The organism is Thalassotalea euphylliae (assembly GCF_003390395.1).
Taxonomy (GTDB): Bacteria; Pseudomonadota; Gammaproteobacteria; order Enterobacterales; family Alteromonadaceae; genus Thalassotalea_F; species Thalassotalea_F euphylliae_C.
On the sequence record NZ_QUOV01000001.1, the window covers coordinates 386,083 to 409,785 of the forward strand.

At 43.1% G+C, this 23,703-nt stretch carries 19 protein-coding genes; 8 read left to right on the plus strand and 11 right to left on the minus strand.

The annotated features are described in order from the left end of the window. Window positions 1-32: 32 nt before the first annotated feature. Window positions 33-1,118, plus strand: coding sequence for a ferredoxin--NADP reductase (locus DXX92_RS01785; RefSeq protein ID WP_115998852.1), 1,086 nt, complete (start codon window positions 33-35; stop codon window positions 1,116-1,118). A gap of 192 nt (window positions 1,119-1,310) precedes the next feature. On the opposite strand, the gene DXX92_RS01790 is transcribed toward DXX92_RS01785, so the two are convergent. The 4 genes from DXX92_RS01790 to DXX92_RS01805 all read right to left on the minus strand — a co-directional run bounded on the left by DXX92_RS01790 (window position 1,311) and on the right by DXX92_RS01805 (window position 6,223). Continuing rightward, window positions 1,311-3,410, minus strand: a complete 2,100-nt coding sequence (locus DXX92_RS01790) for a spermidine synthase (RefSeq protein ID WP_115998853.1) — start codon at window positions 3,408-3,410, stop codon at window positions 1,311-1,313. Window positions 3,411-3,597: 187 nt separating this feature from the next. After that, entirely contained in the window at window positions 3,598-4,758 is a 1,161-nt protein-coding gene (locus DXX92_RS01795; protein WP_115998854.1) for a hypothetical protein, read from the minus strand. A 54-nt stretch (window positions 4,759-4,812) separates the two neighbouring features. Then, complete coding sequence (locus DXX92_RS01800; protein WP_115998855.1) at window positions 4,813-5,265, minus strand: NfeD family protein; 453 nt, start codon at window positions 5,263-5,265, stop codon at window positions 4,813-4,815. 19 nt (window positions 5,266-5,284) lie between these two features. Then, entirely contained in the window at window positions 5,285-6,223 is a 939-nt protein-coding gene (locus tag DXX92_RS01805) for a slipin family protein (protein WP_115998856.1), read from the minus strand. 271 nt (window positions 6,224-6,494) lie between these two features. Between DXX92_RS01805 and DXX92_RS01810 the strand changes: the two genes are divergently transcribed. The 4 genes from DXX92_RS01810 (at window position 6,495) to DXX92_RS01825 (ending at window position 12,179) form a co-directional block, all read left to right on the plus strand. After that, on the plus strand, window positions 6,495-7,511 hold the full coding sequence (locus DXX92_RS01810) for a nuclease-related domain-containing protein (protein WP_147301913.1): 1,017 nt from the start codon (window positions 6,495-6,497) through the stop codon (window positions 7,509-7,511). Window positions 7,512-7,787: 276 nt separating this feature from the next. Next, window positions 7,788-9,632 (plus strand): assimilatory sulfite reductase (NADPH) flavoprotein subunit, encoded by a 1,845-nt coding sequence (locus DXX92_RS01815; RefSeq protein ID WP_115998858.1) that lies wholly within the window; start codon window positions 7,788-7,790, stop codon window positions 9,630-9,632. Continuing rightward, window positions 9,632-11,398 (plus strand): assimilatory sulfite reductase (NADPH) hemoprotein subunit, encoded by a 1,767-nt coding sequence (gene cysI, locus DXX92_RS01820; RefSeq protein WP_115998859.1) that lies wholly within the window; start codon window positions 9,632-9,634, stop codon window positions 11,396-11,398. Before DXX92_RS01815 ends, cysI begins: the two co-directional genes overlap by 1 nt. After that, window positions 11,391-12,179, plus strand: coding sequence for a phosphoadenylyl-sulfate reductase (locus DXX92_RS01825; RefSeq protein WP_115998860.1), 789 nt, complete (start codon window positions 11,391-11,393; stop codon window positions 12,177-12,179). Before cysI ends, DXX92_RS01825 begins: the two co-directional genes overlap by 8 nt. A gap of 81 nt (window positions 12,180-12,260) precedes the next feature. Here DXX92_RS01825 and DXX92_RS01830 read toward each other — a convergent pair whose 3' ends face one another. Next, complete coding sequence (locus tag DXX92_RS01830) at window positions 12,261-13,415, minus strand: AraC family transcriptional regulator (RefSeq protein ID WP_115998861.1); 1,155 nt, start codon at window positions 13,413-13,415, stop codon at window positions 12,261-12,263. A gap of 206 nt (window positions 13,416-13,621) precedes the next feature. On the opposite strand from DXX92_RS01830, the gene DXX92_RS01835 reads away from it, so the two are divergent. Both DXX92_RS01835 and DXX92_RS01840 read left to right on the plus strand, forming a co-directional pair. Further along, window positions 13,622-14,059 (plus strand): SRPBCC family protein, encoded by a 438-nt coding sequence (locus DXX92_RS01835; protein ID WP_147301914.1) that lies wholly within the window; start codon window positions 13,622-13,624, stop codon window positions 14,057-14,059. 18 nt (window positions 14,060-14,077) lie between these two features. Next, the gene (locus DXX92_RS01840; RefSeq protein WP_116002260.1) at window positions 14,078-14,887 is read left to right on the plus strand and encodes a sterol desaturase family protein; all 810 of its coding nucleotides are present in this window, start codon (window positions 14,078-14,080) and stop codon (window positions 14,885-14,887) included. A 13-nt stretch (window positions 14,888-14,900) separates the two neighbouring features. Here DXX92_RS01840 and DXX92_RS01845 read toward each other — a convergent pair whose 3' ends face one another. Further along, window positions 14,901-15,812 carry a TIGR03899 family protein gene (locus DXX92_RS01845; RefSeq protein WP_115998863.1) on the minus strand — a complete coding sequence of 304 codons (912 nt, stop codon included), beginning with the start codon at window positions 15,810-15,812 and terminating at the stop codon, window positions 14,901-14,903. A 262-nt stretch (window positions 15,813-16,074) separates the two neighbouring features. On the opposite strand from DXX92_RS01845, the gene DXX92_RS01850 reads away from it, so the two are divergent. Next, window positions 16,075-18,327: a bifunctional diguanylate cyclase/phosphodiesterase gene (locus DXX92_RS01850; protein WP_342768024.1), complete on the plus strand. Its 2,253-nt coding sequence runs from the start codon at window positions 16,075-16,077 to the stop codon at window positions 18,325-18,327. A 182-nt stretch (window positions 18,328-18,509) separates the two neighbouring features. Here DXX92_RS01850 and DXX92_RS01855 read toward each other — a convergent pair whose 3' ends face one another. The 5 genes from DXX92_RS01855 to DXX92_RS01875 all read right to left on the minus strand — a co-directional run bounded on the left by DXX92_RS01855 (window position 18,510) and on the right by DXX92_RS01875 (window position 23,353). Beyond that, a complete protein-coding gene (locus tag DXX92_RS01855) occupies window positions 18,510-18,926 on the minus strand; it encodes a substrate-binding domain-containing protein (RefSeq protein ID WP_115998865.1) in 417 nt (138 codons plus the stop codon). A gap of 9 nt (window positions 18,927-18,935) precedes the next feature. Further along, the gene (locus DXX92_RS01860) at window positions 18,936-20,072 is read right to left on the minus strand and encodes a porin (RefSeq protein WP_115998866.1); all 1,137 of its coding nucleotides are present in this window, start codon (window positions 20,070-20,072) and stop codon (window positions 18,936-18,938) included. 371 nt (window positions 20,073-20,443) lie between these two features. After that, window positions 20,444-20,860, minus strand: coding sequence for a substrate-binding domain-containing protein (locus DXX92_RS01865; RefSeq protein ID WP_115998867.1), 417 nt, complete (start codon window positions 20,858-20,860; stop codon window positions 20,444-20,446). A gap of 9 nt (window positions 20,861-20,869) precedes the next feature. Beyond that, window positions 20,870-22,006 carry a porin gene (locus tag DXX92_RS01870; RefSeq protein ID WP_115998868.1) on the minus strand — a complete coding sequence of 379 codons (1,137 nt, stop codon included), beginning with the start codon at window positions 22,004-22,006 and terminating at the stop codon, window positions 20,870-20,872. Between the two features lie 153 nt (window positions 22,007-22,159). Next, window positions 22,160-23,353: an MFS transporter gene (locus DXX92_RS01875; RefSeq protein ID WP_428977325.1), complete on the minus strand. Its 1,194-nt coding sequence runs from the start codon at window positions 23,351-23,353 to the stop codon at window positions 22,160-22,162. Window positions 23,354-23,703 lie beyond the last annotated feature (350 nt).

A 23,703-nucleotide genomic window follows, 5' to 3' on the forward strand; every position in this document is an offset into this window, starting at 1 on the left:
TATCAGGATGCACTAATAATCAGTAAGTTGTCATGGATTTTTTTAACCTAAAAGTCAGAGAAGTCATTAAGGAAACCAAATACGCTAAGTCGTTTTTGCTTGATGTACCCACCAACCTAGCTGGCAGTTTTAGCTGGCAACCAGGCCAGCACGTTAATATCAGAGTCAAGCTTGGCGATAAAAGCTATATCCGCAGCTATTCGTTGTCGAACTGCCCGCAGACCCTTGGTTTACGGTTAACGATAAAATCAGTTGAACTGGGCGCGGTTTCAAATTTTCTATTGAAGAACGTTAAAGCTGGCCAATATTTGGAGGTTAGTAAGCCTGGTGGTTTATTCAATTTGCCAAAATCGTCCATCAACCACGCTACGACCCAGCAAGATTTAAACGCGCCACAACACCATATTTTCTTTGCCGCAGGAAGCGGAATTACGCCAATTTTTAGCATGATCACGGCGCTATTAATGGCAAAACAAACACCGCGTAGCAAAGTGTATTTGATTTACAGTAACCATAATCAGCGAAGTACGATTTTTGCTGATAAGTTACAGGTATTAGTTGAACGATTTCCTGAACGCTTCACTTTAATGCAATGTCATTCAAAACCTAGTTGGTTTGGGCGTAAGCATTTGTGGCACAAGGGCCGAGTAACTAACACAGTAGTACAGTCGGTGTTGGGCGAGCTCACGCAAGCCAAGCAAGCGGTTTACTACTTATGTGGCCCCAGCGGTTTTATGGAAACAGTTAATCAGACATTGCAACAAGCTGGTATCGACAAACATTTTATTTTGCAGGAAAGTTTTGGGGCTGCTGGTAAAAATAGCACGATTAAAGCGTCTGCTAGTCGAGCTGCTGAGCTTAGTGTTGAACTCAGTGGCCAGCAACAAACCGTCAATGTAAAGGCGAATGAATCGCTGCTTGATGCAATGTTGCGAGCGAATATCGATGCGCCGTTTAGCTGCGAAGAGGGCGTCTGTGGTAGTTGTCAATGTCAGCTCATCAGCGGTGAAGTCGCAATGGTTGAAAACTTGTTCTTAACCGATGAAGAACAAGCCGAGGGTAGTATTCTTAGTTGCCAAGCAATTGCCCAGTCAACTCAAGTAAAAATTCGCCTCTAACTCTTTCATATATTTGTAATTGTCAAGCGCGACTGGACACTGTTAAGATAAATATAGCCAGGCGATATTAAGCCTAGTGCTGAATATTTTATCAAACCCATTAGGGGGCTAACGGGATTTGATAAGGTGTTTCATTACCTGGCTTTCTTCTTTTTGCTTCTTGCATTTACCCAAATAACGCAATCACAAAGACTATTTCAATACTGATAATAGATTGCTGTAATCGTCGCGCCAAAGCACATCCGCTTGATGCTCGCTTGGCCATTGGGAAATGTATTTTTTAACTTGGTAGCGCTTGAACAACTCAGTGTTGTTGGAAATTAATACCCATTGCGCGGCATTAGGTTCGCTGGCGGTAGGGGCGGTATAAAAATAATGCGTTTGCATGCCAATGGAGTTAGCTAAGTTTCGGGTTAGCGACGTTAAATCTAAATGACTATTGGAGATGTGAACTGCGAGTACGCCATTTTTCTTTAGGTGCGCTTGGTATAACTGCATCGCCTCAATAGTAAGTAAGTGCGCAGGAATGGCGTCGCCTGAGAAGGCATCGAGCACTAGCACATCAAAATTTTCACTTCCGCTTGTTTGCAGTGCGTGTTGCAGCAATAGGCGGCCATCACCTTGGTGCAAACTAATGTCAGCTTGGCTATTGGCTAAATAGCTAAAATACTGCTGAGCGTAATCGATAACCGCAGGGTTTAACTCGTAAAAATGGTATTGCTCACTGCGTTTGCCATAGGCTGCAAGCGTGCCTGCGCCGAGCCCTACCAAACCAACTTTAATGGGCGTTATAGCGCGTTTTAGTGGCATATAGTTTTCAAGTGCTAATGCCACACCGGTATTCTCGCGATAATAGCTTTTTGGTTGTTGTGCCAATGCCGGTTCAATGGCTTGGGTACCATGTGAGGTTGTGCCATCAATTAAGCGGCGTTCTGCTTGACCATTCACCGACGTTTCAACCACGGACAATAACCCATAGAAGTTACGCTCACTGGCAATTTGATGTTGTGTTAACTGCTTATCCAGTGACAGTTGAACACCGGATAAAGCGACTACAGTAAGCCCTAAAAAGCTCAACACTAAAGTACGAGGTATGGTGCCAAACGCTGTGCTAATGCCAGCTACTCCTTGTGTTGCATTTGCTAAGCTCACCATAAGCGCGAACACAATGGCAATAACGGTGATTGGATATTCGTAGAATTGATCAAAGGCTTGCGGTGCCGCTAGTGAGACCAAGGCATTGCCAAGCACTCCACCAAGCGCGATAATTAAATAAAAGAGCGTTAGGTGCTCAGCAGTTGGCGCTTGTTTGATCAGTTCACCATGACAAATCATGCAGCCGGCAAACAAAATGAAACTGAACATCAGCACTTGCGAGATAAAGTCAAATTGCGAGCCAACTACTGGCAGCATGATGGCCATTAACGCACAAATTAAATAAAACGCTAGCCAGTACCAACGCACATATAAGCGAGGGCTGTGAAAAGCGATAATAAAGGTTAGCAAATAAAGTGCGAGCGGCAACACCCACAGAAATGGCATAGGTGCAACGTTTTGCGTCATCGCATTAGTGGTTGAAACCAGCAGCATCACCCCAAGTGCAGAAAGCCCTAACCACAATGCAAGCGTACCTTTAGTTACGGCACGACTGGTATTTTTCTGCCGTTCGCTAGTGTCCTTATGATTATCCAGTTGAGCTTGTTTAGCGTTACTAACCCTTGATTTTTCGAGCTTTAGCGCCAATGCCATCATAGCAATAGCAAATGCAATATAGCCGCTTGACCAAACAAGGGTTTGTTGTGGTAAATCGAATACGGGTTCGAAGACAAATGGGTAGCTAAGCAATGCTAATAATGAGCCTACATTTGACAAAGAATACAAGCGATATGGCACCTTAGTTTCATCGCTAAAAGTTAACCAACGCTGTACTAATGGGCCTGTGGCCGACAAAGCAAAATAGGGGAGGCCAATGGCAACGGCTAAGGTGAGTAAAATATTAGTGATTGGCTCATTTATGCCAAACTCAAGGCTAGCTGCTGGTGTTGTAAAAGGTAAGCTTAATGCCGCTAAAATCAATACCGCGCCATGGGTTTGCCACTGTCGCGTAAATGATAGTCGCTGCAATACATGCGCATAGCTATAGCCAGCCAGCAGTAACAGCTGAAAGAACAGCATGCAGGTCGTCCATACCGTCGCGCTACCACCGTAGGCGGGTAAAATTACCTTGGCAATAAAAGGTTGCACTTGAAACAGTAAAAAAGCGCTTAGAAAAACGGTGAGCAAAAACAGCATGGTATTGGATTAGTGACAGAAAAAATAATGGCGCAATTATCTCGGTTAGTGTTGGGAAAAGCTAGCGAGTTAGATAATCGTGAAAAGCAGCGCTTATAACCTTGTGTGGTTTACTCTCATATCTACTGATAATAAAAAGCCAAGCGTTTGGCTTGGCTAATATTTTAAATAGTGGCTAACGCACGCGCTAATAAACGGCTTTAGGTAGCTCACCATCGAGTGCTCTGATTAGGGAGTTGGTAAATTCTTGAGAGGGTAGCTCCAGTTGCGCTTTTTTAACAATAAGCTCTGCTTCGTCTGTTCGATTATTAATAGCTAATATCGCGACTAGCCTTGATACGTCATAAATAAATCTATTGTTATGGAACAGTCGAATTTTATCTATTTTTTCTTGCGCTTGTAACCCTTTTGATTCTATCGCGTTAATTGAATGAAGATAACCAGAAACTAAGTCGGCGTAGTCAATTTGGGGCTTTGTATATTTGCTGTAAAGTTGGAAAGCTTGTCGTTCCGTCAAGGCTTCTCTAAACAGGTGAAAGTTAGCCGATGCGACATCTGGGTGGTTTTTATCTAACCAGAGAAACAGCTCGTATGTATTATCAGCTCGATGCAAAGCGTTATTGAGACTCCTGTACTCCAGCATTTCTTCAAACTTGTTTTTAGGGTTTTCAAGCAAGGTTTGTTTGAGATGATTAGTGGCATAACGCATTAGGGTTTTGGCGGGTGGATATAAGTCGCCTAGCTCTGCCCAAGCCGATAAACCATACGATGTTCTTACCGCACTGTAATGTTCATTAATGGACAATGCATGCCTATGAAACCAAATACGCTTAGCTAACGCGAGGTTATAATTTTTGTTGTTTAGATCTGCTTGTACATTACTTCTTAGAAGTTTTAAATCTATTGGGTTTGCTGGCGTAAACTTGGGTAAACTAGCTAAAATTGTTTCTGCCTCATTGCCCTTATTTACCCACTCACCAGCAACATTAACCAACTTACAGGGAAAGGCGTCAGAAAACTTTTTATTGTGTTGTTCACAAATCGCTAGGGCATCTGAATTGGCGATAGTTTGAGTGTCGCGCTTGGTCACATAACCCCATGCCCCACTAGGTGCTTGAGCAAAGCTTTTTGCACCAGTCGCTGATTGGTATTTGTCGCGATAGGCGGTATACGCGTCATAAGAGATTAATAAATCGGTGCCTTTGGGCGGCACAGAAAAGATCGCTGGGATCTCTGGCGTATTTTCGCTTGGGTTTTCATGATTAACTGTTTCACTAAGTTTAGTTGATTGCGGGGCGGCACAAGAGCACAGCAGTAGCGCTGCACTAAAAGCAATAAAACACTTCATAAAAAATCCTTTTTTAGTCACTATCCATTGTTTCTACAAATATTGTGGTGAATTTTAAGCTGGCTCAACCCAGAGCTCGCCGACTTCGGTGTCGATAACTACCACTTTAGCGCCAGCAGGAATCGTGCGTTTAGCTTTCACTTGCCAGTCGATACCTGACAATTTATGGGTCGTAGAAGATGTTGCATCAATTTCTTTATCAAGCACAAATTCCATACCGATAAAGTCGTTTTTCACCTTGTGGGTATCTTGGCGGTTTTGAAATCGCTTTAATGGTTTCCACAATATCGCCGCAAAAATCGTAGTAAAAATGGCGACGGTCAACACTATCGGCATCAATTGCACAGGGACAAGGCTAGTCAACACTAAGCTACCTGCAACCACTAAAGCGAGGCCGACAAAGGTCAGAATAAAGGTAGAAAAACCCAGTACAGCTACTTCAATAATTAGCAGCAAAAGGCCGAGCGTCACTAATGACTCACCGGCATTATTCGTAATAAGTTCCATATGATTTCCTTACCTTTGATTAAGGTTTCTGCTTCATCACATTAAGAATGCTAGTTGCTTGAGCAACGAGTGAGCCCGCTTCAGTTGAGCCATCAGGTAGCAGCACAACAGTTGAGTCTTTCGCTATCGCTTCTTTAGCGCCAATAGCTTTCGTCGCTAGTTCTAGTTCAACCGCTTTTTGACCTTCTTGGGTTGCCGCCTTCTCACCGATTTTCTCAATCGCTTCTGCTTGTGCATTCGCTACTTTAATTATTGCTTCTGCCTCACCTTCCGCTTTTAATACTTGCTCACGTTTATCGGCTTCTGCGGCTAAGATCTTAGCTTGCTTTTCACCTTCTGCTTTGTTGATTTCCGCTTGTTTTAAACCCTCAGATTCAAGAACGGTAGCGCGTTTTTCTCGCTCCGCTTTCATCTGTTGCTCCATTGCATTCATCACAGAATTAGGTGGCATAATATCTTTAATTTCGTAACGTAGTACCTGTACGCCCCAAGTACCCGCAGCTTCATTAATGGCATTCACAATGGCAGCGTTTATGGCGTCACGCTCTTCAAAGGTTTTATCCAGCTCCATCTTACCGATTTCAGAACGCATGGTAGTTTGCGCTAGCTGAGTCACGGCAAAGTTATAGTCATCAACACCATATGTCGCTTTTTGTGGGTCTAACACGCGGAAATATAAAACGCCATCGACGGTAAGGGTGATGTTGTCTTTAGTGATGGCACTTTGGCTAGGGACATCGACTGCTTGTTCTTTTAACGAGCGATCGGCACTGATTTGTTCGATAAAAGGCACTAAAAAGTTTAAGCCTGATTCTAAGGTTCGGGTGTATTTACCAAAGCGCTCAATCACATAAGCACGATTTTGCGGTACAAACTTAATCCCACTTTTCAGTACCACTAGCACAAAAATAAGCAGGGCAAACTGCACGGTAAACACATAATTTAAGATGATGTCCATCGAGTATCCTTTTTGTTAATAAATTCAAATTCCGTCTGTATTTCTCGCGCTATGTTAGGTGACTAATCGCACTAAGAAAATTTAATAATTACCATAAGCGAATAGTAAAGATATTGAAACGATTAGTTTTTATTTGTTGGCTGACAAAGGCAGGTATTGTTGCTGGCACTCTTATATCGATGTTTGTGAAAAGTTAAATTTTTTTTTGAAGATAAAACTCTTACGCCTTTATACTGGCTGGAAGTGATAGGACGTTATTAAGGAATAGTAAGTGAAATGGATTTTATGGTTGCTGACATGCATGTCGGCACCGCTATACGCAACTCAGCAATACCCAATTCAACAATATCAGATTCAGCAATACACTAAAGCTGAATGCATTTTTATTAAGCAGCAACTTGCTGACTATAGGCGTAGACTTGGCAGTAATTCTGGGTTATATCTGCAATCAAAAACAAGTTTTGATAAGCACTGCCAACACCCTGTTCGAAAGACTGTCCGCTTGTCTCAACCTTCGTCCAACCGAATAGCTAAAGCTGAATTCGTTGCTAAAGAAAATCATGTAGCTAGCGCCTTTCTGCCAGCTAAAGATACTGATTTAGCTGGGCAGCGCACGGAGCCACCGTCACCCTTTACTTTAATGTTTAAACCTTTGCTAATAATGTTACTTTTGGCTTTTTTAGGTTCACTAGCGCTGGCGTACTTCAAGAAAAAGCTACCGCAGATTAAAGGTCGTATCGGTGAAAATTTAGTAATTAAGGGCTTAGAAAAGCATCTAGAACGTGACGAATATACCATCATCAATGATGTCACCTTGCCGCTTGAAGATGGTGGAACCACGCAAGTAGACCATGTTGTTGTTTCTCGATTTGGCATTTTTATCATTGAAACTAAGAATATGAGCGGCAGGATCTTTGGTAACGAAAAACAGGCCAAATGGACGCAAACGATTCATTGCTCAAAACACCAGTTTCAAAACCCGCTAAGGCAAAATTATAAACACACCAAAACGCTGTCTGACTTATTGGGTTTACCGCACGAGCTTTTCCATTCGGTTGTTGTGTTTACCCGCAATGCTGAATTGAAAACCAAGCTGCCTGACAATGTTGGTCACTTGGACGAAATGGTGAGTTATATCAAAGCTTTTAATGAAGAAATCATTAACTATAAATTGAAAATAAAAGTGGTAAAGCATGTTGGAGTTGTGAAGCTAAAACAAGGGCGAAAGACCGATAAGCAACATGTTGACTACTTAAACGAAAAACATAGTGGTAGTTTGCATTCTTAGAACGTTGATATAAATTTGGTTTCAATAAGCTAAACAATGGCAGCGGTAAATGTTCGACATAAACAAGCAGACTGCTTGCTAGAGTTGAGAGCTTTGAGGAAAGTTCGAAATATCGAAGTACATTCACATTTCTGAGTTGATTCAGTGTCACTGGCTTTGTTGCAGTCTAATATCACTGCTATTCACTTTTGGAATAAAAAAGCGTTTTCTATTCTTTTTCTTTTAAGCCGCATTTGTCTATCCTTTGCCCATCTTTTTAAATGGGCGAAGTATTTCATGCTTACTAATCAGCAAAACTCGAATCCTACTTCTGGTGCGCCAGCTTCAGGTACTAGTGCATTAGATGCTAATCAGCTAGCGCAGCTGCAACAACTTACGCAAGGCTATTCGCCATTGCAACTTGCTTGGGCAAGTGGCTACTTAGCTGCGAAAAGCGAAATGTCACCAGTGGCAACTGCGGTTGCAGCGGCAACACAAACTGCCGTTAGTCAAACGTTAACTGTGCTTTACGCATCGCAAACGGGCAATGCGAAAGGGGTGGCAACTCAAGTCGCTGATGCTGCCAAAGCAGCAGGTATTGAAGTTGTCTTGAAAAATGTTGCGGATTACAAAGCGAAAGGCTTGAAAACCGAAACCCATCTATTAATTATCGCGAGCACCAATGGCGAGGGTGAGCCACCTGATGATGCTATTGAGTTCCACGAATTCTTAAACAGCAAGAAAGCGCCTAAGTTAGATAACCTGAAATACAGCGTATTAGCGCTGGGCGATTCTAGCTATGAGTTCTTCTGTCAAACTGGTAAAGACTTCGACTTACGCTTAGCTGAGCTAGGTGCAACACGTGTTGCTGATCGTGTTGATTGTGATGTTGATTACGATGCCGATGCCGATGCATGGCGCGTATCAATTGTTGAATCACTTAAAGATGAGTTGACTGCGCCAGCAGCCGGTCTTGCACCAGTAGTGCAACTGCCAGGTACTGAAGCGCCTGCGTCGGTTTACACTAAGCAAAACCCATATGCAGCTGAGCTATTAGTTAGCCAGAAAATTACCGGTCGCGATTCAGCGAAAGACGTTCGCCATATCGAAATTGATTTGGGTGAGTCAGGGCTTACTTACCGCGTAGGTGATGCACTGGGTGTTTACTTTGATAACGACCAAGCTTTAGTTGAAGAACTGTTAGCAGCGGTATCACTGACCGGTGACGAAACGGTTGAGCTACAAAAATCAGGTGAAACTTTATCGCTACCGATCAAGCAAGCCTTAGTTGAGCAGCTTGAAATTACTCAAACACCACTAGCGTTTGTTGAGTTCTGGGTACAGCACAGTGGCGACGAGCAACTGGCTGAGAAGATTGTTGATAAGAACACATTACGTGAGTTTGCTGCGAATCACCAAGTTGTTGACGTGATTAAAGCGGCGCCAACAGCAATTGAAGCGCAATTGTTAGCAGACAACTTACGCAAAATCACACCGCGCTTATATTCAATCGCGTCAAGCCAAGCGGAAGTGGATGAAGAAGTACACTTAACCGTTGGCGTTGTTAATTATGCATTTAATGACAATGAGCGTGTTGGCGGTGCTTCAGGTTTCTTAGGTCGTCGTTTGGAAGAGGGCGGTCAAGTACGTGTGTTTGTTGAGCACAACGACAACTTCCGTTTACCTGAAAATCCAGAAACGCCAGTGATTATGATTGGCCCTGGTACAGGTGTTGCGCCGTTTAGAGCCTTTATGCAAGAGCGTGAAGCAAATGATGCGAGCGGTGATAACTGGATGTTCTTTGGTGACCAAACCTTTACTCAAGACTTCCTGTACCAAGTGGAATGGCAAAATTACTTAAAATCTGGCCTGTTAACTAAGATGGACGTGGCTTTCTCGCGTGACCAAGTAGAAAAAGTGTATGTACAACATCGCTTGAAAGAAAATGCCGCTGAGGTATTTGAATGGTTAGAGCGTGGCGCGCACTTATATGTATGTGGCGATGCTAACCGTATGGCGAAAGACGTGCACAACGCCTTAGTTGAAATTGTTGCTGAGCAGTCAGGTAAAACTGCTGAGCAAGCTGAAGAATATTTAACAACCTTGCGTAAGGGCAAGCGTTATCAGAAGGATGTTTACTAATGAGTGATGTAAAAACATTTGAGCCACTACCAGCACAAGGCCCGCTTGAAGGTGAAGGCCCAATTAAGGTAGAAGGTAACTTAGCTGATAACGAACGTTTAAAGCGCGAAAGTAACTTTTTACGCGGTACCATTGCTGAAGATTTGCAAGACCGCATTACCGGTGGCTTTACCGCAGATAACTTCCAGTTAATTCGCTTCCACGGTATGTACCAACAAGATGACCGTGATATTCGTGCCGAGCGCCAAAAGCAAAAGCTAGAGCCAATGCACAACGTGATGTTACGTGCGCGTATGCCGGGAGGTATTATCAAGCCTGAGCAATGGTTAGCGATTGATAAGTTTGCAGAAGAAAGCACCACTTACGGCAGTATTCGTTTAACCACGCGTCAAACGTTCCAGTTCCACGGTGTGTTAAAGCCGAACATTAAGTTAATGCACCAAACGCTGAACAGCATCGGTATTGACTCAATTGCCACCGCAGGTGACGTAAACCGTAACGTACTGTGTACTTCAAACCCGGTTGAGTCTGAGCTGCACCAAGAAGCGTACGAATGGGCAACTAAAATCAGTGAACATCTACTACCAAAAACCAAAGCTTATGCAGAGATTTGGTTAGACGGTGAAAAAGTAGAAACGACTGAAGAGCCAATTTTAGGAAGCACTTACTTACCGCGTAAGTTCAAAACAACAGTTGTTATTCCGCCGCAAAACGATGTTGACGTGCACGCGAATGACTTAAACTTTGTTGCTATCAGCGACAACGGCAAGCTTATTGGTTTTAACGTGTTAGTTGGTGGTGGCCTTGCGATGACGCACGGTGACAAATCAACGTATCCGCGCCGTGCTGATGATTTTGGTTTTGTGTCGTTAGAGAAAACATTAGACGTTGCCGCTGCTGTGGTTACCACACAGCGTGACTGGGGTAACCGTGTAAACCGTAAGAATGCAAAAACTAAGTACACGCTAGATCGCGTTGGCGTTGATGTATTTAAAGCGGAAGTTGAAAAGCGCGCTGGTGTTGAATTTGCGCCTAGTCGCCCGTACGAGTTCACCGAGCGTGGTGATCGTTTCGGTTGGGCGGAAGGTATTGATGGCAAGTATCACTTAACCCTATTTATCGAAAACGGTCGTCTATTGGATTATCCAGGTAAGCCATTAAAAACGGGTGTACGTGAGATTGCGAAAGTTCATCAAGGTGACTTCCGTATGACCGCTAACCAAAACCTGATTATTGCTGGTGTTGCAGAAGCTGACAAAGCGCAAATCGAAACCTTAGCGATTGAGCATGGTTTATTAGACGCATCAACGTCAGAGCAACGTCAAAACTCAATGGCATGTGTGGCATTCCCTACCTGTCCATTAGCGATGGCAGAAGCAGAGCGTTACTTACCGGGCTTAGTTGACGATGTTGAAGGCTTACTTGCTAAGCACGATGTTGCTGACGAGCACATTATTTTGCGTGTTACGGGTTGTCCAAACGGTTGTGGCCGCGCCATGTTGGCGGAAGTTGGCTTAGTGGGTAAAGGCCCGGGTAAATACCAAATGTACTTAGGTGGTAACACTGGCGGTACGCGTATTCCTAAGCTTTACAAAGACAACATTGACGAGCAAACGGTATTAGCAGAGCTGGACGGTTTAATTGGCCGCTGGGTCGCTGAGCGTAAAACCGACGAACAAGGCCAACTAGAACGCTTTGGTGACTTCGTTATTCGCGCTGGCGTTGTTGAAGAAGTGATCATTAGTGTGAGAGATTTTCATGCCTAATATTCAGTCAGAAGCTGCTGCCTCTGTCGCTGAATTGCCCGTCGCTGGTGCGCCGGTTAGCGAGCTATCGCCCGCTACTGTGCCAGCCGCTTGGCTCAGCCAGTGGAACGAGCAGCTAGAAAAGCAAACACCAATAGAGCGTGTTGCTTGGGCAATGGAAAACTTGCCTGGTAATTTTGTGCTGTCATCAAGCTTTGGCATTCAATCAGCGGTAATGTTGCACTTGTTAACGCAAGTGGATCCAAACATTCCGGTGTTGGTGACAGACACTGGCCACTTATTCCCAGAAACTTATCGTTTTATTGATGAGCTAACCACTAAGCTCAACCTGAATTTGCAGGTGTACAGCGCTAAAGAGAGTGCGGCATGGCAGTTAGCGAAATATGGTGAGCAATGGGCGCAAGGTCCAGATGAGCTAAAACGCTATAACCAAATGAATAAGGTAGAGCCGCTTGAGCGTGGTTTGACTGACTTAGGTGCGGGTACTTGGTTCTCTGGTATTCGTCGTCAGCAATCGGATCACCGCGCGGGTTTATCGGTGATTAGCACCTTACGTGGTCGCTTTAAAGTACATCCCATTATTGATTGGTCAAACCGCGATGTGCATCAGTATTTAACGAAGCATGGTTTACCGTATCACCCGCTTTGGGACCAAGGATATGTATCGGTTGGCGATACTCACAGTACGCGTCCATTAACGGCAGATATGGATGAAAGTGATACCCGCTTTAACGGTATGCAACGTGAATGTGGTTTGCATACGGATGGTGATGGTATCTAAGTTCGTAAACCGAAACGCTCGCGCACTCTGTTTAACTGAGATTTGATTAAGGCTCTTTATTAAGAGCCTTTTTTGTGCGCGTTAGCTTTTGCTTTCTGAGTGTAAAGTTTGGGATTTTAGATACTTCGATGGTGAGCAATTAAACCAGCGATGAAAGGCTTTATTGAAGGAGCTTTGTTCACTAAAACCACAGGCAGCAGCAATATTACCAATAGATAGTTTACTCATATTTTGCCTATTTATCGGCTGAATATTATTGGCTGTTTGTTGGTTGTCCGCCAGGTTATTTTCGAAAAGCTTCTTTTCGACAAACTTCTGTCTGATAAACTGATTCAGCAGGGCTTCAGCTCTTGTTTTTCGCTCTCTATCAAAGAGCTCTGCATAACTTGTTCCTTGTGCTTTCAAATTGCGCTGTAGCTGCCTTGTCGATATTGCAAACTGCTGCGCAACTGTTGTGATTGAACAGTCGGTTAGATTTGGCAGTTCTGCCAGTAGCGACGTTACTTGAGAGCTAAATTTTTGGCTAATACCTTGTTTGGTATCTTGGTTATCGTTAAGGGCAGTGATTTGAGCAAGTTGCTGTTTCGACAGCTCAGCAAGTGAGGTAAACAAGGACGGGTTAGCACTTTGAAACCGAAGTTTTAAGTATGCCGTTGGAAATTCAACAGAGTTGCTATCGCAATTTACAAAGACGGGGCAGCCAAACCAATCCACTAAGCTTTGCTGCTCCGCACTTGACCAGCTGTCTTGAAAACAGACTATAGTAGGGCTGAGCTCGCGGCCAAGGATCTGCCTTGTTGAAGCCAGCCAGGCAGTAAAATTTCGCAAAACTACTTGCCGACTACAAGGCGCAAACGGTTGCCAACTAATGCGTGCTAGTTTGTGTTGCTGACTAAAGCTTGCTTGCCCGATATTGGCGACCAGTTGATCGTATTTTAATAACACATCAACCGCATCAGCGAGGGTGGTTGCCGATTCGATCAAATAGCCAAGTAAACCAAAATCGGCACTTTTAATATCTTTACCTAACTCAAAGCCAATTAACGGATGCGCTAACTCCTGCTCGGCAAATGCCAGCAAGTCACTGTACTGTTTAAGGGCAATGCGCTGTTCGTTATTGTTAAGATCAAAACCTACCATATCAATCTGCTCAAGCGCTTGCTTAGGCGGAATTCCTTGCCGCTCAAGAAAGTGCAGTATGCTTAAAAAGTAATGGGTTGAACTGGTAAATTCCATAATGAGGTGGTGGTTTGTTGCGAATTCCTGATGTCGCCTTAGGACAAAAAATTGGCGTGATGGCGCAAGTTTCCCATAGAAACTTTTATTATGCTAGTACACGTGTTGATAATTTAAGCGTCGATATTTTATGTCTCGTAGTTGAGGCGTTAAAAATTTACGCGGCAACAGTAAGCTTAATGAATAAGCCGACTTAACGAATAGTGGTGCAAAGCAATATGGTAAAAGTGAGTGTTCAACAACAAGTTCAGGCGAGCCGTCAGCAAGTGCTGGCAGAGCTGTTGGATCATGTGAATTTGTCTCGTTTTTTTGATGCAAAGTTTAGTCTGGTTCGCGCTCAGCAAGCTGGCGCTGTGACAGGCGGTATCGGTAGCCAGCGACAAATAAAAATGCTGGGCACTCGCTTTGTCGAAGAAATATTAGCGGCAGATGAAAACGGCGTGAGCTACAAGATTGTCGGTGACTGGCCTGTGAAAAATCATCGCGGTGATATTGCTTTATCTGAAACCGAGCATGGTACGACGGTGGTGGACTATCAAATTGTCTGTCAGGCGCCTTGGTTTATTCCGTCGGCTTTATTGCAGTATTTATTAACCAAGGATGTTGCTAAGGCAATGCAAAGGCTCGCTGCCTTATATAACTAAGTGTGGAATGTGTTAATCATGAGTGTTGAATTAATTTTAATAGCCCTAAGCCCGATTTTTTTACTGTTTATGGTGGCGGAATATCTTAAGTATCGCCACTTCTATGAAGTCAAAGATAGCCTTTCTAATATGGCGTTGGGCGCTAGTTACCAGGTAAGTGATACGCTGATCTTATTTTTACTGATGCCGGTGTTTATTTGGTTACATCAATTTAGTTTGTTTGAGATCCCGTTCACTGGTTGGACATTGCTGATTGGCTTTATTATTCAAGATTTTCTGTATTACTGGTTCCACCGTGCTTCACATTTTATTCACTGGTTTTGGGTTGCTCATATCGCCCATCATAGCTCAAACAAACTGAATTTTTCGACGGCATTTCGTCAAAGCGTGTTGTACCCAATCACCGGTATGTGGCTGTTTTGGTTACCGATGATTTTAGCGGGCTTTGAGCCAACTATGGTATTTGCGATTGTCGCCCTTAATTTAGCGTTTCAATTTTTTATTCATACGCAAGCGGTGGGTAAATTGGGCTGGATAGAAAAAGTATTTAACACGCCGTCGCACCACAGGGTTCATCATTCAACGAACCGCGAATACATAGATAAGAATTTCGCCGGCATATTAATTATTTGGGACAAAATGTTTGGCACCTTTATCGAAGAAAAAGACGAGGTGCCATGTAAATTTGGTATTGTTGGTGAACTGCCGGGCAATAATCCGATCAAGGCTAATATTGACCAAGGCTTACATATGCTGCGCAAATTAAAACAAGCCAAAGGCTGGCAACAAAAGCGTAGGGTGCTGTTTGGTTATCCAACTCATGAGTAGGGGCTACTAAGGTCTAGCCAAAACTATAGTGATGACTTAACTGGGCTTTAAGGTGTTCGAGAAACTGGTTGTCGGGTTTATCGGCAATCAGTTGTGCTAATTCAGCACCTATCGGGGTGAGTTTATAGCAGGTTAATGCGCAGCGCTTTTTCTTTGCTTTGATTGCTAGCGGCAAGCCATTGTACTTTAGGTTTAATACACCGCCTGAGCTGCTTGTTTCTAGTTCTGTTTCTTGAGTAAAGACTAAGTGATGCTCTGCTAGGGTTAACACGTCTCCATAATTGAAACCAAATTGACTTAAACCCACGTGTTGTTCGCGCTTACTATCAAATAAATTTAATAATCCTGGTTGTTGATAACAGCCCGTAATAATTCGAATATTTTTCTTATTGCTGTCGCTAACCGCTAGTGCGCACGCTTTGCCAAATAACTTCGCTTCGTGCAGGCTCATATTCTTAAATGCTTGTAAGGCTTTAAGGGAAAAAGAGCCAGGTTGGCTAATTTCGCCGGCGAGTATTTTCGCCCAAAGCTCTTGCATAGCGGGATTACTCACACGTTCGGCAAGCTCGATAAAGCTATCAAACCAATCGGCGTCTGTGCGCTCTGCGACTTGGTCGCCCGCGCAATAGTGGATCGATTTTTCAACAATCTTTTCCATGTTTTGTTGGCGGCGCAAATGGCTAATTCGAACGCGACGACCACTTCTGTCTTCGATTGGCATTTGTTTATCAGCAGGCTTTAAACTGCCATCAAGGGCAAATAACTTTGCTAAATTAAGCAATTGCACTTGTGCGCTCATTTGACTGCTTTTTTTGCTTTGGCTATTTGGTTGCTCTTGTGTGGTGACAGTTTTGCTCGCACTGGCTGAGTTGTCGACATCTGCATCGATTACCGCTGGCGTATTGGAAGTTTTTTCATTATTCATGCGATAAGATCACATTCAGTTAAAATTACTGTGCTATTGTTTATTCTTAGCTAGATTTATATAACTTTCAAATGCTTATTTTGTTTTGCATGTAATCACTTCAGCAGCAGTCAGCAGGTAATCTAGAACTGGTCAGCCATATGTGAGCAGTTTAGCAATTGTTTAGTTGAATATTGTGGACGTGACTTTTATTATGTACTTCACGCAGATAGTGTAATCCAAGTTATTGTCAATAATAATTTCTTAGGACAGATCCTAACCAATGCATTGTTGGTTAGCAGAGGGCAGTATGCAGGCTTCAGAACATACCAATGACGACTTCTTGTTTATTGATGACAGTGAAGACGACCAAATTGTCGATGAAACATGTGGCGAGACATGGAAGGTATTAATCGTAGATGATGATCCTGAGATTCATTCTGTTACGCAATTAGCCCTGTCAGACCTCACCGTATTAGGTCGCCGATTAGAATATCTTCATGCCTATTCAGGTGAAGAAGCAAAAAGCATTATTGAGCAAGACCAAGAAATTGTTTTGGTACTTCTTGATGTTGTAATGGAAACCGATGATGCCGGCTTGCAAGTTGTTAAACATATTAGAGAGCAGCTTAAGCGCGAAGACATTCGTATTGTGCTTCGTACCGGTCAGCCAGGTTACGCGCCTGAAGAAAGTGTTATCAAAGATTACGACATTAACGACTACAAAACTAAAACGGAATTAACTCGCCGTAAATTAGTGACTACAGTTTATGCCGCTATTCGCTCGTATCAACAAATTACTGCGGTAAGTCAAGGTCGTGCCGGCCTAGAAAGAATTATTAACGGTGCTTCTAACCTACTTGAAATTCACACTATTCATGAATTTGGTCTGGGTGTATTAACCCAACTGAAATCATTGATTAAAGGCTATGTCAAAGGAACATTCTGTGCTCGTGGCCATGGCATTATCGATGGCGCAGATGATCTTGGCTTGTATATTCTGGCGCAAGAAGGCTGGGAAAAGAGCGCAATAAACGACAAAATCGAGCAAGTGGGTTGTGTGCAGCTAACGGAAGCAGTTAATGCTTGTTTTCAACATAAAGAGCATTTGAAAACGGACGACCATATTGCCTTATACCTTGGCCACGGTGGTTATCGAGCCGTTATTTATCTTGAGTTGGATTGCCCGATTTCAGAAATTGACTTTCAATTAACGGAAGTGTTCCTGTCGAACGTTGCAATTGCCTACGAAAATGTTCACTTGTTCCAAAAGTTGCGTAACGCTGCTTATAAAGACTGGCTAACTGAATTGCCAAATCGCTTGCAGTTCTTGAACATGCTCGACCAGTTCTCAGCGGACCAATCGCAAAATACGGTAGCAGCGCTCGTTGATATTAATCACTTTAGTGATATCAACGATGGCCTAGGCCAAGATATTGGTAATCAGCTATTACGTGCTGTCGCGCTTAGGCTGCACAGTACCGATAAGTCATTGTCGGTGGCTCGTGTTGGTGCTGATGTGTTTGGTTTAGTTGGCTCTGAGGAGCTACTTACGCCTCAGCTATTGGCTGATATCTTCAGTCACCCATTTGAAGCTGGTGAGCAAACATTACCAATTAATGTTTGTATTGGTTTATGTCGTAAGCGCGATGCGGGTCAAGGCGGTGTTAAGGTATTAAACCAAATTAATATCGCACTAAACCTTGCCAAGAAAAACCGCGAAAAGAATATTCAGTACTATCAGCAAGAAATGGAAGATCAAACGCTATGGCGTTTGGGTATGATCCGCCAGTTGCGTACCGATTTTTCTGAAAATCGTTTGGCGCTTTGGTATCAGCCTCAACTAGACCTGGAAACAGGTAAAGTGATTGGCGCAGAAGCTTTGTTGCGCTGGCGCACTAGCGATGGCAATTTTATTTCACCAGCAGTGTTTATTCCGTTAGCTGAATACTCAGGTTTGATTTTAGACATCGGCGACTGGGTTGTACATCAGGCCTGTAAACATATCAAAGCCATTGAAGCTCATGGCTTTAATGATGTTGGTATTTCTATCAATGTATCTATTCCGCAGTTTAGGCAAGATGACTTTGTCAGCAAGGTAATTGAAGCTACGCGGACTCACCATGTAGAAGCAGCTAAACTTGAGCTGGAAATCACTGAAAATATCTTGATGGATGACCCGCAGCTGATAATCGATGCGTTGCAAAAGCTGAAATCAGAAGGGATCAGCATAGCACTTGATGACTTTGGTACCGGCTATTCATCGCTGAGTTATTTGCAAAAGCTGCCAATCGATCGTCTTAAAGTGGATCGCTCATTTATCAATGATGTGACAGAAGACGGCGACTCATTGCTCGCTGACACCATTATCAACCTAGGCAAGCAACTTGACTTGAAAGTGATTGCCGAAGGCATTGAAAACGCAGAACAAGAGGCGCACCTAGTGGCACAAGGCTGTGATGAAGTGCAAGGCTTCTACTATGCTAAACCAATGTCTGCAGAAGATTTCTTGGCGTTCTTGAGCAAGCAAGTCTAAGCAAGCGATTTTAGTTAAATGATTGAAAACGGGCGCTAATGTAAAGCGCCCGTTTTTTCACATAATGATTTTTTCACACGATGATTTCTTCACACATTGAACAAACAAATAAAAAGAACAGACAAATAAAAAGAGCTACCAAGGTAGCTCTTTTTGATAGCATTTTTTAGCCAGCTTTAAGCTTAAAAGCTTTTTACCACTTTCACAGTGTCGTTTACGCTTGCTGCGTCAACGTAACCAATAGCATTAGGCGTTGAGGCAACAAAGCTTAGTACATCAGCATCTGTGCCTAGTTCTTGTAATGGCTTACCTTTACCAGTGAACAAGCGCTTAGACCAATAGGCTTTTACTTGTGCCGCTGATTTCTTCAATACCAGTTTTTCAAACTCAACACGTGCAGCGCTATTTGCTTTGCTGTTAACCGCTTTGATTGATTGGCCGTCAGCGAATGTTTTCAGCTTGCCTAAGAATGCACGAGAAATGTCATTATCAGAGATGCTATTTGCATTGGCTGGGTTTACGATAACCGCAACTTCAGCTGAGGCTAGCATGCTGGTAGCAAGTGCTACGGCAAGGGTTAAAGGTCGTAATAACTTCATGACTTTTCCTTAAAAAACGGTAACTAGGGCGGTGCGAACTAAGCTTGTGTCTTGATTGATTAAATCATCGTCACGCTTGCTAAATTCAACTTTGAATGAGGCAGAAGGGTGGAAATCCCAGCGTGCACCTAAGGTGTAGTATGATGAGTCTTCGTTACGGAACTCTAAACCTTGGCGAGTAAAGCCAATTAATTGGTCAAGCTCTGGTGATAAGCCAACTGGTAACGTGTCACCAATACCATTGATGGTGTTTTCATCAACGCCATAGGTTAAGTGCACTAACACATCATCAAAGCGGTAACCCGCGGTAACAAACATTGATTCTTCTGTGTCTAGTGGCATGTTGTCGTAGTTAATGCGCGTAACTTCAGCGATCAATAAGTAGTTGTTGTAATCAATAACAGCGCCGAATTCGAAGAATTTAGCTTTGTCTTCGTCAATAACCAAAGCTTCGGCAACACCGCCAAAACCTTCGATGTTATTCCAAGCGGCTGCCAACTCATCAAATACCGGAATTGGAATAGATAAGTCTGTGGCTAAGTAGGCCGTGCGAAGTGTTAGCCAGTCACGGTTTAAGGTAAACGTACCACCGAAAATTTCGTCGAAGCTTGAGTTAACATCAATACCTTGAACATTGATGTCATCATTATCTGAGCCGAAGAACACTTGGGCTGTTGTGTCAAATTCGCCAAGCGTAAAGTTATGGCTTAGGCTGACACCATCAAATTTAGATAGCTCAAGATTGTACACGCCCTCCGGTGGTGTGATCCAAGGGTACGCATAAGAGACATCTAAATAGTCTGAATACATGTAAAGAGGTGCGCGTTGACGACCTGCTAATATACGTGTGTTGTCGTTGATGTCGTAGGCAATGTAGGCCCACTCAAATTCAGCTTCCCAATCGTTTTCACCGCGAGAAATAATTTGTGCCGTTGCACTTAAACCTTCGCCTAAATCCGTAGACGCTTGAAGCGCGAACAATGAGTCTTGTTTAAAATCGACATCATCGTCATAGCCCCATTGGGTATCGCCGCTAGATGCTTGTCCAGCAACAATGTTTGCAAATCCATTGAAGGTGATTTCTGCTTGCGCAGAAGCCAAGGGTAATGCTGCACATATGGCGCAGCTCAGTAATGCTTTTCTCATGAGGTACCTTACTTCGTTAGTGTCTGGATTTATGTGAAATTGCTCTTGCCTAGCCTAATTGGGCTAGTTTGACGTGAAATTATTGTTGTATTAAGCAGGATCAATTGTTGTCACAATGTTAATCACCCGTCACAACTGCGTTATGACGCGCGCAAGATAGTATTTTTATTGAGCGAGGTCAAAGTTTTTCTGTTTTTTCAACAAACTGTAACAATTGAAATTTGGGGGGTATTTTGGGTCGAATAACAAGAGGCTGGCATCGTTCCATCCGAGCGAAAACCAAAGGAACGCTTAAAGTAAAAATGTGAAAGAAAGGATAATTAAAAAAGCCGACAATATTGTCGGCGTTTTAATCGTTTAATACTTGCTTTTTATAAGGTCTTGATAACCTTAATCGTGTCGTTTACTACGCTGGCATCAACATAACCAATCGCATTGGGGGTTGAGGCAACAAAGTTAAGTACTTCAGCATCTGAAGCTAGCTCTTGTAATGGCTTACCTTTACCAGTGAATAAACGTTTAGACCAATAGGCTTTTACTTGTGCAGGTGATTTTTTTAATACCATTTTCTCAAATGCTACACGCGTATCACTATTGGCTTTGGCGTTGACCGCTTCAATGCTTTGACCATCCGAAAATTTCTTTAACTTACCTAAAAAGGCGCGTGAAATGTCATTGTCAGAAATGGCATTAGCATTGGCTGGGTTAACAATAATAGCAGTTTCAGCAGCGGCTAAACTGCTAACAGATACGCATAAACAAAGGGCTAAGGACTTTAACAACTTCATAAATCTTCCTTAAAAAACGGTAACTAGGGCAGTGCGAACTAAATTAGTGTCTTGGTTAATAAGATCGTTATCTCGGCGGCTGAATTCAATTTTCAGCGCCGCAGAGTCATGAAAATCCCAACGAGCACCAACGGTGTAATATGACGAGTCTTGCTCACGGAAACGGAATGTTTGCTCGGTAACCGCTGATAAACCGTCCAGTTCAGGGCTAACACCAAATGGTAATCTGTTTACGTTGCCGTTAACTTCGTTTTCGTCTTGGCCATATGTAGCGTGAACAAGCACGGTATCGAAGCGATAACCAACCGTGAAAAACATTGATTCTTCTGTATCAAGTGCCATTTGATCGTAATCAATATGGGTGTATTCACCAATGACTAACCAATTGTTGTAGTCTGCTTGAAAACCAACTTCGGCAAATTTAGCTTTATCATCAACAATAGTGGCTTCAACACCAATGGTTTCAAAACCCGGAATCGTTTGCCAAGCGGCGATAAGCTGGTCAAAGCCAGGGGCCGGTAAGGTTAAATCTAAGGTTATGTATGCGGCGCGCATCGTCAACCAATCGCGGTTTAAAGTTAAGCTACCACCGAAGATTTGATCAAATTCAGATTCAATTGATTCCCCGAGTATATCTATTTCATTGGTTTCTGAGCCAAAAATTGCTTGTGCATTGGCATCAAACTCCCCAACGGTAAAAGCATAATTGGCGCTGATGCCATCATAAGTCGACAATTCTAGGTCATAAACACCCTCAGGTGGTGTGATCCATGGGTAAGCGTATGAAACGTCTAAATAATCTGAAAACATATATAGCGGTGCACGTTGACGACCTAGTAAAATACGAGTTTGATCGTTTACATCGTAAGCAAGGTAGGCCCATTCAAATTCTGTATCCCAATCGTCTTCGCCACGCGAGATGATCTGCACCGTTGCACTTAGCCCCTCAGCAAGATCGGTTGATGCCTGAATAGCGAATAATGAATCTTGTTTGAAGTCGACGTCGTCATCATAACCCCATTGGGTATCGCCGCTAGACGCTTTGCCGGCAACAATGTTGGCAAAGCCGTTAAAGCTAATTTCTGCATGTACCGCAGTTAGCGGCAACGCCATGCCAAGCGAGAGAGCAAGTAGTGTTTTTTTCATATCACAAAATTCCTAAGGTGATGTAATAATGCTGCAGGCCAATTGGGTTTACTTAGTGGCAATTGGCCAACACCTAGTTAACTATAGTTTAGTTTAATTATTAGTCAGTTAATTTGACCCGCATCAAGCGACAGCATGATAACACAGGTAAAATTAAGCTTCTTTTCGTCGATGTTTGAACCGCCATTCTACCCCTTGATTCGGTTTATCTGGTATGAGCAGCGAAAGTGTTAGTGAACAAGCTGCGAAACCGGCACCGACGAAGAACACCCAACTTGGGTTAGTCAGCCAAACAACCCCCAACAATGCGGGGATTACTACTGCGGCAATATGATTAATTGAGAAGCTAACGCCAGCACTGGCGGCGATATCTTGCGGCTCGGCAATTTTTTGGAAGTAGGTTTTTATTGCAATGGCTAAAGCAAACAGCAGGTGGTCAACAACATATAAGATGGCAGCAAGGTAACCTGTGTCAACTAGCCCGTAGGAAATGAAGAGTAGGATAAGCCCAACATATTCAAACAATAAGGTTTTACGCTCACCCACTTTGCCAATAATTTTGCCTATGGAAGGCGCGAATAACCAATTAAACACATAGTTAATTAAGAACAAAGCACTGATATCGGCAACGGAATAGCCAAACTTTTCAACCATTAAAAAGCCTGCAAAGACGACAAAGATCTGCCGACGCGCACCGCTAAAGAAGGTTAACGCATAAAACAGCCAGTATTTCTTTTTCAGTACTAGCTTTTTACTTTGCTCAGTAGGTGCAGAGAATTGCTGAAAACTCATCGCCAACAGTATTGTCATGAGCAAGGCGACAATACCAAATAGGGCGTAGGTAGCTTGATAAGACCAAGTAAAATATTCCATCAACAACCAAACACTACTAAACGCTACTAGTGACGCACCGGATTTTGCAGATAACAGCTTACCCATAAAATGTGGGGTATTGTCTTTATCTACCCATTGCAGTGTGAGCGATTGATTGACCGTTTCGAAATAGTGAAAACCGACCGACATAATCACTGTGGTGATGTAAAGGCCAAACGCGCTGGGAAAAAAGCCAGTAATCGCCACCCCAACTGCCGTCACGCCAAGTGATAAAAGTGCTAATTTTTGCTCTTTAATAAATAGCAGCAGGTAAACGGCGGTAAAGGCAAGAAACCCTGGGACTTCCCGCAAACTCTGCAATATGCCAATTTCCTTGCCGGTAAAGGCGGCTTTTTCAACAACAAAGTTATTGAGTAAAACCATCCAAACAGAAAATACCAGCGGCATGATAAAGGCCATTGCCAGCAGTAGATTTTGAGGTTGGTGATAGCGTTGGATAAAACCTTTCATCATGCGTTGGGCACCGTATGGTAAATAGATAAGCTAGTTGGCTTCAAACATCGAAAAATAACAGCTAATACACTGCTTATGTAAATAAACAGTTAATGAAAAATGCTAATTTTCTGAATGGCTTGACTGACTTGACGAGGTATCAGCTATACTGCCAAACATACAATACCAATCCACATAAACAAATGTTCACTCAGCTTGAGATAAAACGCTTTAATGCAAGGCGCATGTTTGCTCGTCACAGTTATTCTATTTTTTAAAATAGAAAGTAAAAATATACAACACAGCAGTAAAGCGTTTTAGCCAAGCCTTTCAGGAGCTTTTCAGCGGCACAATTACAGCGCAAAATTTTC